The organism is Protofrankia sp. CiP3 (assembly GCF_917627345.1).
GTDB lineage: Bacteria > Actinomycetota > Actinomycetes > Frankiales > Frankiaceae > Protofrankia.
Genome location: NZ_CAKJTM010000135.1, coordinates 1 through 9,081 on the forward strand (window position 1 = coordinate 1; position 9,081 = coordinate 9,081).

General features: G+C 63.5%; 6 protein-coding genes. 2 read left to right on the top strand and 4 right to left on the bottom strand.

Going from position 1 to position 9,081, the window contains the following annotated elements:
• Positions 1-139: 139 nt before the first annotated feature.
• The 3 genes from MJ797_RS24085 to MJ797_RS24095 form a co-directional block, all read right to left on the bottom strand.
• Entirely contained in the window at positions 140-592 is a 453-nt protein-coding gene (locus MJ797_RS24085) for a hypothetical protein (protein ID WP_239341551.1), read from the bottom strand.
• 69 nt (positions 593-661) lie between these two features.
• Entirely contained in the window at positions 662-4,102 is a 3,441-nt protein-coding gene (locus tag MJ797_RS24090) for an SUMF1/EgtB/PvdO family nonheme iron enzyme (protein ID WP_239341553.1), read from the bottom strand.
• 182 nt (positions 4,103-4,284) lie between these two features.
• The gene (locus MJ797_RS24095; RefSeq protein WP_239341555.1) at positions 4,285-5,409 is read right to left on the bottom strand and encodes a hypothetical protein; all 1,125 of its coding nucleotides are present in this window, start codon (positions 5,407-5,409) and stop codon (positions 4,285-4,287) included.
• A 603-nt stretch (positions 5,410-6,012) separates the two neighbouring features.
• On the opposite strand from MJ797_RS24095, the gene MJ797_RS24100 reads away from it, so the two are divergent.
• Both MJ797_RS24100 and MJ797_RS24105 read left to right on the top strand, forming a co-directional pair.
• Positions 6,013-7,386, top strand: a complete 1,374-nt coding sequence (locus MJ797_RS24100; protein WP_239341559.1) for a radical SAM protein — start codon at positions 6,013-6,015, stop codon at positions 7,384-7,386.
• Between the two features lie 29 nt (positions 7,387-7,415).
• On the top strand, positions 7,416-8,267 hold the full coding sequence (locus MJ797_RS24105; RefSeq protein WP_239341561.1) for a DUF692 domain-containing protein: 852 nt from the start codon (positions 7,416-7,418) through the stop codon (positions 8,265-8,267).
• A 580-nt stretch (positions 8,268-8,847) separates the two neighbouring features.
• Here MJ797_RS24105 and MJ797_RS24110 read toward each other — a convergent pair.
• Positions 8,848-9,081 (bottom strand): transposase (locus tag MJ797_RS24110; RefSeq protein WP_239341564.1); only part of this gene is annotated, 234 nt, incomplete at its 5' end.

Consider the following 9,081-nt stretch of genomic DNA (forward strand, 5'->3'; position numbering starts at 1 on the left):
CGCCGGGCTCACGGCCTGACCCGTGCGCCCCAGGGTGTGTCCTTCCGCACCCCAGGATGGTCACGTTACGTCACCCGTACAGATCACCGATCGTCAGCGACCAAACACGAACTCCAGTGATCTACGGAGAGCCCGTTAATCATCTACTCAGCGGTTGCGACTCATCGTCGGGCGGCCGAAGCGAACACATGCATGCTCCGCACCCAGAGTCCCCGCCGCGAGTCTCCTCCCAGGGGTAGGGAAATCTCCCGAGCCGCCGGCCTTCTATCACGAGACGGCGCCGCTCAAGCCGCCGGGCGGCATCATAAAGCGACGCGATGTCAGCGTCCTGCTGCGCATCAACAAGACGCCGGTCCACCTCGGCCTGGGCCTCATCCAGTTCGGACACATCGTCAGCGGCGACCGCGAGTACATGAACGTGGCGCAGCAGGATCTGCAGGCTCAGTGAGCGCAGGTCCGCAGATGGCGCGGCAGTCTCCGGCTTCGAAGGCCCAGCCGCTGCGCTGCCCTGCGGATTCGATGGTGCCTGCTTTCCGCGGGCGAGTATCCGCCGTAGGGAATCCATCAATGATCTTCTGGGCTCGTCTGGCATCAGTACCACCCTACTCTGAGCCGCTCGTTCTGCCGCCGTGGATGTTCCGCCGCGGGTTCGGCCAGTCCCTCATGGAAAGCGCGATGCTAGCCGGAAACCCAGGTTGCGGTCGTAGACAGTGGGTGCACTCATGTCACCGCGCAGCGAGCTTCGGACGATGCGGGGAGGGGAATCCCATCCTCCACCGCGGTTCACCCGCACGCCCGCTGACTCGAGGTTCTCACGGCCGTCCAGCGCGTCGTATGGGTACGGCCTGTAAACGCTCGATGTCCATTCGAACACGTTACCCGCCATGTCCTCGCAGTTGAAGACGCTTCTTCCGCGAGGGAAGACCCCGACGGGAGTAGGCCGAAGCACCCGTTCGGTGATGCTGTTGCAGCGGTCCGGCTCCCAGCGGCTCCCCCAGGGATATACCTGGGGGAGGACGCCCTTGGCGGCTCGCTCCCACTGCGGTTCGCTGGGCAGGCTAAGCGAGCGTCCCGTGACCTCTGACAGCCAGTGGCAGTATGCCGTCGCCTCGTACCAGTTGATGCCCACGACCGGCTGATTGTGACCCGCGAATGCAGGTTCCTTCGCATAGGCGGGTTCCTCATGAGAGCGCGGGCGGAGTATCCCGAGGTCGGCAAGAAGCTTCTTGCACTGTTCCTCGTCTAGCGTCACCAGGCGCCTCCACAACTGCTGCCTGTCCGCGGAAACAGATGCCTCCCGGAACCATCGTTCGAGATCATCTATGTGCTCACGGTGGTATGCCACGTTGCTGAGCAGCCGGGACACACTGTCTTCTCCCATGTCCGCCATCTCCCGCCACCACCAGCCCTGCGGCGTCCAGAACATCGGTTCGGAATATCCGCCGGCTTGAACAAAGCATCGGTACTCCGAGTTCGTCACCAGGTAACGGCCGATACTGAACGCCGGCACCTCGACAGGCAGACAAGGCCGCTCGTCGGCGAACGCGTCGTCGTCATCGACACCTGCACCCAGGTAAACGATTCCCGCCGGCACTGGCATCATCTCCGCCACAGCATGGATGGTGCCGTAGACGTTGCGTGCACGCACGAATCGGGGATCTCGCAGTCGGCCAAGGACGTGGCCGCACTCGATCCGTTTCCTGAGTGGCACGGCAGGATCGGTCGATTCGGTCAGCAGTTTACCGGAGATCATCTCGGTCACTGAGGGCTGAACGAGCGCGCTGACGTCCGCCGCGCAACGGCCGGCAAGCAGCGGATTAACCTGGTCGATCGAGGTGAGCAATGGATTCGGGTTATCGAGAAGGCCCGCAGCCAGCACGGCAGGCTCCTCCCACGAAGTGGTGCGCAGGCCGGTTGAAGTGCGCCAGGGCTCACGTCGCTGGTCTGCGGTTGTCGGCACGTCGTCGCTGCGGCTTTGCCAATGATCACTCAGGTCCATTTTCGCGGCGAACCGCTCGAGCAGCGCGACGGCGGCGAAGTACTCCTGGAACTGCCGCTGAGAAAAGCGCAGCCGACCCTGACGCTCCGTGATCATCCCCAGGGAGCACACGAACGACAGCACCGTGTCCGCTGAGGTGCCGACCGGGCTGAATGAGCAGGACAATCTATCAGCGCAGATTGCCCGCGCGGCGGCAACCGGCAGGTCGGTCCCTTGCTGGTCCGCTTGCACACAATAAGCGATCTCCGAGAGCACGGCGCGGACGACGTCCAGGCTTACGTCATCGCTGGTTGCCTTCTCCCTCTCTCGGACGAGGAGCCGTTCTGCGGCAGCACGCGAAAGCGCTCCGCGGCTCTTCGGTGCCGCACCCCGGGTCGAGATGTAGAACTGAACGATCCAGGTAAGCAGCAGCGGAATGCGGGCCAGATCGACGAGATGGCTCTCGCGGAGGATCTGCCAGCAGCTTGGCGCGTCTGCCTCCAGTTCCTGGGTGAGGAACCGGAGAATTTGATCGTCATTCCACGCGCAGATCTCGACCGGCTGAAGATGGAGTTCGTTGCCGTAGTTGTGGCTGCGGCAGGCGAAGACGAAATGGCTGCTCTCGTAGGTCTCCACAAGATTCCGCCACCTGCGTACCTTGCGGTAGTAGTCAGCCTGCGGCATCTCGTCTAGGCCGTCGCACAGCAAGCACAGACGTCCGGCGAGCAATTCGTTTTCTAGGTGTGCCCTCAGTTCGGGCCGGCATCGGCGGCGTACGTACTCCAGCGGTGACAGGTCGGCCGACGTGTAGTCCTCCAGGCCGATAAGGACCGGGAGCAGCGATGCCTCATCATCCTGCCGCAAGCGCCTGTTCAGACCCAGTTCAGCGAGATCTCGGAGCAGCACGCGTAGCGCTGTGGTCTTGCCCGATCCCGGTGGCCCCAGCAGGACCATGGCGCCGAACTCGCGCAGCGCGTCGCCCACGTTGCCGAAATGCCGGATCTCTGCCCACTCCTCGTCCGGGCCGTCCGGACCCCTCTGCTCTCCTGAACGTCGCATCGGTGACGGACCAGTGATTGCCGCCTCCACGGCAATAACCGGGCTGCCGACGTCCAAGGGGTGCTGGACGACCCACTCCAGGTAGGACTGGCGCCAGCTTGCAGGGCTCTGAGTGCGCGGTCCGAGTACGGCGTCGACAGCCTCCTGAATAGATGCCCGCGTCCATATGGAGGCTTTGATGCGGGGATCGAGGCACGACAATGGGTTCCCGTATAGCTGGTATGCTAGCCACGAAGGGTCCTCATCCTGGCGGGCGGCGATCCGCGCCCGGCGAACGGCTTGCCCGATGGGGAGACCGCGCTGCAGGGCCGGATAGAGGGCCGAGACGAAAAGTTTCCCCGCCGAGGCCCGTACGTCCCAGGCGGTGCCGAGAACTGCCCCGCATCCGGCGTTGATGAGCTCACCCGGCCACCCACCGAGGTACTGAAAAACCTGCCGCCCGCGAGCGCTGGAACAGGCGTGGAGGAACACCCAAGGGCCTGTACTTGCGAACCGGCGGTTTTCCGGCTTCGCAAGGTCCAGCGGCCGGAAAATCTCTCCGCCGATCGGCAACCCGCTCAGGCTGGAATTTTCCAGGTTGGCCATCCCGTGCCCAGTCCAGTGGAACAGCCCAAGACCCGGCCCGCCGAGCAGGTTCAGCAGGTCTTGCCAGGTCTCGACCAGCTGTGTCTCCGGAATTGCGAGGGCGTGCTCGGCCGGTGCGCTGATATCCCGCAGATCGTCGGCCCCGAGAACACACCCGACTGGTGAAGCTGGCAGCAGTTCAGCTATGCGAGAGGGCAGCATCCACCGGGCGATCGCGAACTGTTCGCACCAGAACGGCGCTTCGGCTTGTCCGGGCCCGGACGGCTTGATGAGCTCCCAGGGGATCAAGCTGGCGGGTTCATCGAGGGCCAGCAGCACCGACAGTTCCTGCTGGCCGTGCAGGTGCCGCCAGTAGTGCTCCTTCAGCTGCGGCGAGGTGAGAGACCGGAAAAGGTCAAGGCCGAGCCCGTCTAGGTGCGTCTTAACCGATTCGGTCTCCTCTGTCAGCTCGGGATCCACCCATGTGTTCAGGGCACTCATGCTCTCCTTTACCAGACGCTCAGCCCCGGCGACCTCAACGAATCCCAGGTCTAGACCCTGCGCGCCGAGCGTGACGGCACGGAAGCCGTAATGGACCTTATCTCGGCCCCGTGGCCTGGTCGTTATCTCAAGAATTAGGTCCGGCCAGCGGCGGAAGCTAAAGTTCTCGTCCAGTGCGCCGCTCATTCCATCGGCACGACGCCATGGACGACTCGCGCATCGGCCAGCGAGATAATGTCAAGCAGCGGCCGTCCTGTGCTGTCTTTCAAAGACCTGTTGATAGATGCCAGCCTCCGCCCCGCAGCTCGCGCCTCGTCAAAAGTGTGATCGGCCATCATGGTAGTTTCAAGGTAATCCCACTGGCCTCCCGGCTCGGGCTGCCAGGCCAGGAAGGCATGACCGGGCACGAGCGCGATCCCGGGGTTCAGCGACGCTGCCTCGGCCAGACTGGCGAACAACACCGTACCGTCGATGCAGTTTGCCGATCGTTCGGCCAAACTTTCACGCGGCAACCTCACCTTCTGCATAGCTTCGTCATGGGTCTGCCCGAAGCAGATCACTGAGTTGACGTAGGTGATCTCGCTCGCCTGGAGTGCCGCGTACATCGCCTCGATCTGCGAATCGACGAACCGGGCATCGCCCTGATATCCTGCGATGATCCTTTGAGGGTGGTGGTCCACGGCGTCCCGCAGGGCATGGAGCACGGCTTCCGCATGAGGCGTCACCCAAGCCGCCAGGTAGCAGGTCAAGTCAATCTGGGAGCCGGTGGTCGGATCGGTCACTTGTAGGCAGGCAGTGTTGCGTGCCAGCAGCCAGAGCCGGGCCGTGGCGTGGGTTTCCTGGTTGCCGTCCAGATCGTCGACGCAGACGTGCAGCGTTGCCCGCGCGAGTTCGGTGACCTGCCGTAGCCGGTCAGGAAAGAATGTCGGGAGCTGATGGACCGCAGCAGTCATTCTCCGAGGTACCTCGACCGTGGTGACCGCGCTCGCGGAATAACCTTCGACCGAGCAGGTGACCCGCATCCGGCGCGTCCTCGTCGACGTGTTCCGCACCTGCGTCGTCGTCAACGGCTGACCATTTGGATCAAGGAGGTGTACGACACTAGTGGGAACGCGCTCCATGCGCAACTGGACATCGGCCTGCAGGCCCGTCGTGTCACGGCCCAGCGTGCTGTCCCTGGCAGCGGCTGGGCCCGCGGACAGGATTAGTCCGGCGGACGATTCGCGGGCCATTCGGCCCTGCTCGGCCAGCGCGTCTCTCAGCGCGGACTCGCTTGCGGCTAGTTCAGCCCACAAGGAATCGGCCACGCCTCCAATATCAGTACCGTAGATCCGGCGCCGCAGAGCGTCGGCCAACTCCGCGCGCTGCCGCACCGCACGGGCTAGGGACGCGTATTCCGCCACTTTGGTGCCGTCGGAAACGCCACTTTGCCTAGTCATCGTTGCTCGCAACGGCGGCGACCGGATGACAGCGCGACTCCGACCGAGCCACACTAAGACTACTGATCGACAGCGAGGAGATCTCTGCACTGTGGGTACACAGTCTACGGGACCACGCTGCACCGGTCCACTGACGTTGCCGCATCGATCGCCCAACCAGGGCCGCCACGTACCCATGATGGCTGAGGGGCATACTAGCATGCTACCAGCCCGGATCAGACCCTGTGTCGATCATGCCCAGCATGAAACCACGGATCTGACTCTATGTTTCGATTGTGGCAGGAAATCGCAGCACCATAATTCGTGTGCGGGTACCGCATCCTGGTTCCAGAAAGCGCCAATACGGCCTAGTGTCGCGTAATAGAATTACCCTTCTAGGGTTACATGATCGATAAAGTCGTGACCAGCATAGATGACTTAGAGTGACAAAAGATGTCAACATTACGCGCCACTAGCGCTGGAGCTCGGACAATGATCGAACTGAGGCTAAGTGACTTCACGATCTTCGTGCCCGTGAGTGGCACGGGCACTGTGCTCGCCTTGAATACCTGTTATGGCACCGCTGCCGAGTTGCCCGGAGCGCTGGCCAGGCAAGTCGCGGACGGTGACCTGGCCGACCTCTCCCTGGACCTGCTGCAGTCGCTGATTGAGCTCTCGATCGCGACCATCAGGTCGACGGAGGAAGAGCAACGGGCCTTCACGCGAGAGCTGCTTCGCCGCGGCCAAGTCGCGCGGGATTCTCCGCCTCGCGTATATCTGATGCCCAGTTACGACTGCAATCTCAAGTGCGTCTACTGCTTCCAGCATAAGGTGCGCCGAACTACGCCTTCTGTCACTATGTCCGAGGTCGTCGCGCTGGCGGCGCTCCGGCACGTGGAGACAATATTCGCTGGCGAGAGCTGGCGCAGCGTGACGCTCTATGGCGGTGAGCCGCTCAGCCCTGACAACCAGGCCATCATCGAATTCCTGTGCGGCTCGGCACGGCAGCGCGGTATCCGGCTGATGGCAGCGACTCATGCCTGGAATCTTAATCAATACGAACATCTGCTTGGTCCACAGGGAATCGAGGCACTCCACGTGACCGTCGACGGACCCGCAAGCACGCATGACCAGCTCCGCATCGGGCCAAGAGGCGCCCGGACATTCAATACCATCATGGAACATATTCACCTGGCGCTCGACCGTGGAGCCCGTGTCCGCATGCGAGTCAATGTCAATGAGAAGGTTCTGGAGCAGCTCGGCGTGCTGCGAGACAACTTGGATGCGAGTGGCCTGCTCGCCAACCCTCTTTTCGGCGTGTACCTGGCGCCGATGTTTGACACCAAAGCCCACCGTGAGAAGGGAGTCACAGCGCTGTCCAAGTCACTCGTCAGCGAGGCTGTCCTGGCGGCGCGTCTTGGGAGCAGCACCGAGTTGGCGACCGCGTTTTGCGGCTATCCCCCGATATACGATAAGATAGCCGCGATGATCGCCGGGCGACGGCCATTCCCACACCTTGGGCATTGTTGTTATGGAACTCGGACCATCGTCCTCGACCCGCGAGGCGACATGTATCCATGCGTGTTCCTTGCGGGAGAGACCGAGTTCGCTTATGGCAGCTACCTGCGTGAGACGTCGGCGCAGGACCGCTCCCGCGCATGGATCGATGAGGGGACGCAGCGCTGCCGGGTAACGACCTGCAAGTATGCCCTGTATTGCGGCGCTGGCTCTCCGTACGACTCCTTCGCGCGCTGTGGTAGCACGCGTCCGCCCTCGTGCAACTGCCGCGATTTCGAACAGACTCTGGCGGGTTACGCGGCGGCCGCCTACCGAAGGCGTGTCGCCCGGGATTCTAGGTCGATGTGACGGCGCAGGATGAGGCGGACGATAAGGCGATGGACGGCCTGCCAGACGGCCAAGACGACGCCGTCACGCCCCGCAGGCTCGGTGTGGGGATCGGCTGGCGGTCGCAGATCGCCTTGGTGGTGTCGCGACTGCCGGACGTCGAGTGGGTCGAGGTCGTCGCGGAGAACGTGGTCCCGGAAGACATCCCAGTTTCTCTCGCGGCGCTGCACCAGTGTGGGCTGCCGGTTATCCCGCACGGCATTTCCCTCTCTCTGGGCGGCACTGAGCCGCTGGACGACGAGCGACTGACCCGGCTTGCCCGGCTCGCCGAGCGTTTCGGCTCGCCGCTGGTGAGCGAGCACGTAGCGTTCTGTCGGGCGGGCGGCCTGGAAGCCCGACAGCTGCTGCCGGTACCGCGTACGTACGCGGCGCTCGACGTTCTCACCGAGAACATCAAGATCGCGCAGGCGGCCCTTCCCGTCCCGCTCGCCGTGGAGAACATCGCCGCCCTGGTGAGTTGGCCAGAAGACCAGCTCACCGAGGCCCAGTTCCTCACCGAGCTTGTCGAGCGAACAGGTGTCCTGCTCTTGATCGACGTCGCCAACCTCTATACGGCGCACGTCAACTTCGGCCAAGACCCGATTGTGACCCTCGACGACCTTCCCCTGGACCAAGTCGGCTACGTCCACGTCGCCGGCGGGATCCTCAGCCAGGGAATCTGGTACGACACCCACGCCCACCCAGTCAGCGAGGAGATCTTCGATATCCTCGTGGCCCTCGCCGAGCGCGCTCCGCTGCCAGGCGTCATGCTGGAACGCGACGACGCTTACCCATTCGACGCCGAACTGGCGACCGAGATCGCCGCCATCCGGAAGGTGCTCCGCGATGTCCACGCGCATTGACCGGGACTGTCAACTTTCCGGCTCTGCCAAGATTCCGGTTTGCGCCGTGAGGCGCTGTGTTTCGAGTGGAGGTGGAAGACCTTCGCCTTCGGCCTGTCGCAGCAGGTCGGGGTAGCTGAGGGCAGCCTGATCCGGGTGGTGCCGGGGAGGGTGGGAGCAGCCCTGACAAAGCCGGGACGTGTCAGCACCGCCAGATGGTGCGGGTCCGGCGAGCGAGACGGAGAGGAGTACGCGAGGAACCGGCGTTTACGTCCTTCAACCTTGGCACCGACTCCAACCTGGTGGATATGGGCCGGGCGCAGTGCGTCCCTCTGCTTACCGTTGTGGAGGGAACTCCAGTGAGGTTTACCAAAGCCAACCTGGAGGCCATGGGGAAGGTCTGCGGCGTACCCATGGCGAGGCTGCTGGGACACAGCCGGGCTCCTACTCCGACAAACGAAGCACAGTGAACGCGGGAACCACCTCGCGCGGGTTCCCGGGTGGCCGACAGCCAATCGGCCGCATCGGGATAGGCGCACCGACCGCCGAAGTGTGCGCCTGTGGGGTGTCAGAACTCGTCCACCGGTGTTGACCTGGGGTTTTAGGCGGCTCGTTCGTATTCGTTGATCAGGCCGCCGAGGACGGGCTTGCGTTTGGTCTGTTCCTGGGTCAGGTCCGCGACGGGGTGGTCGGGCCGTGGTGGTTGAAGGTCGCGGCCGCGCTGGGGGCGTCGTCCGTTGTCGTGGGCGGCGTACTCAACCAGAACGGTGCGCAGGTGCCGTTCGCCGAAGATCAGCATGCGGTCGGTGACCTCGGCCCGAACCGTGCGGATGAA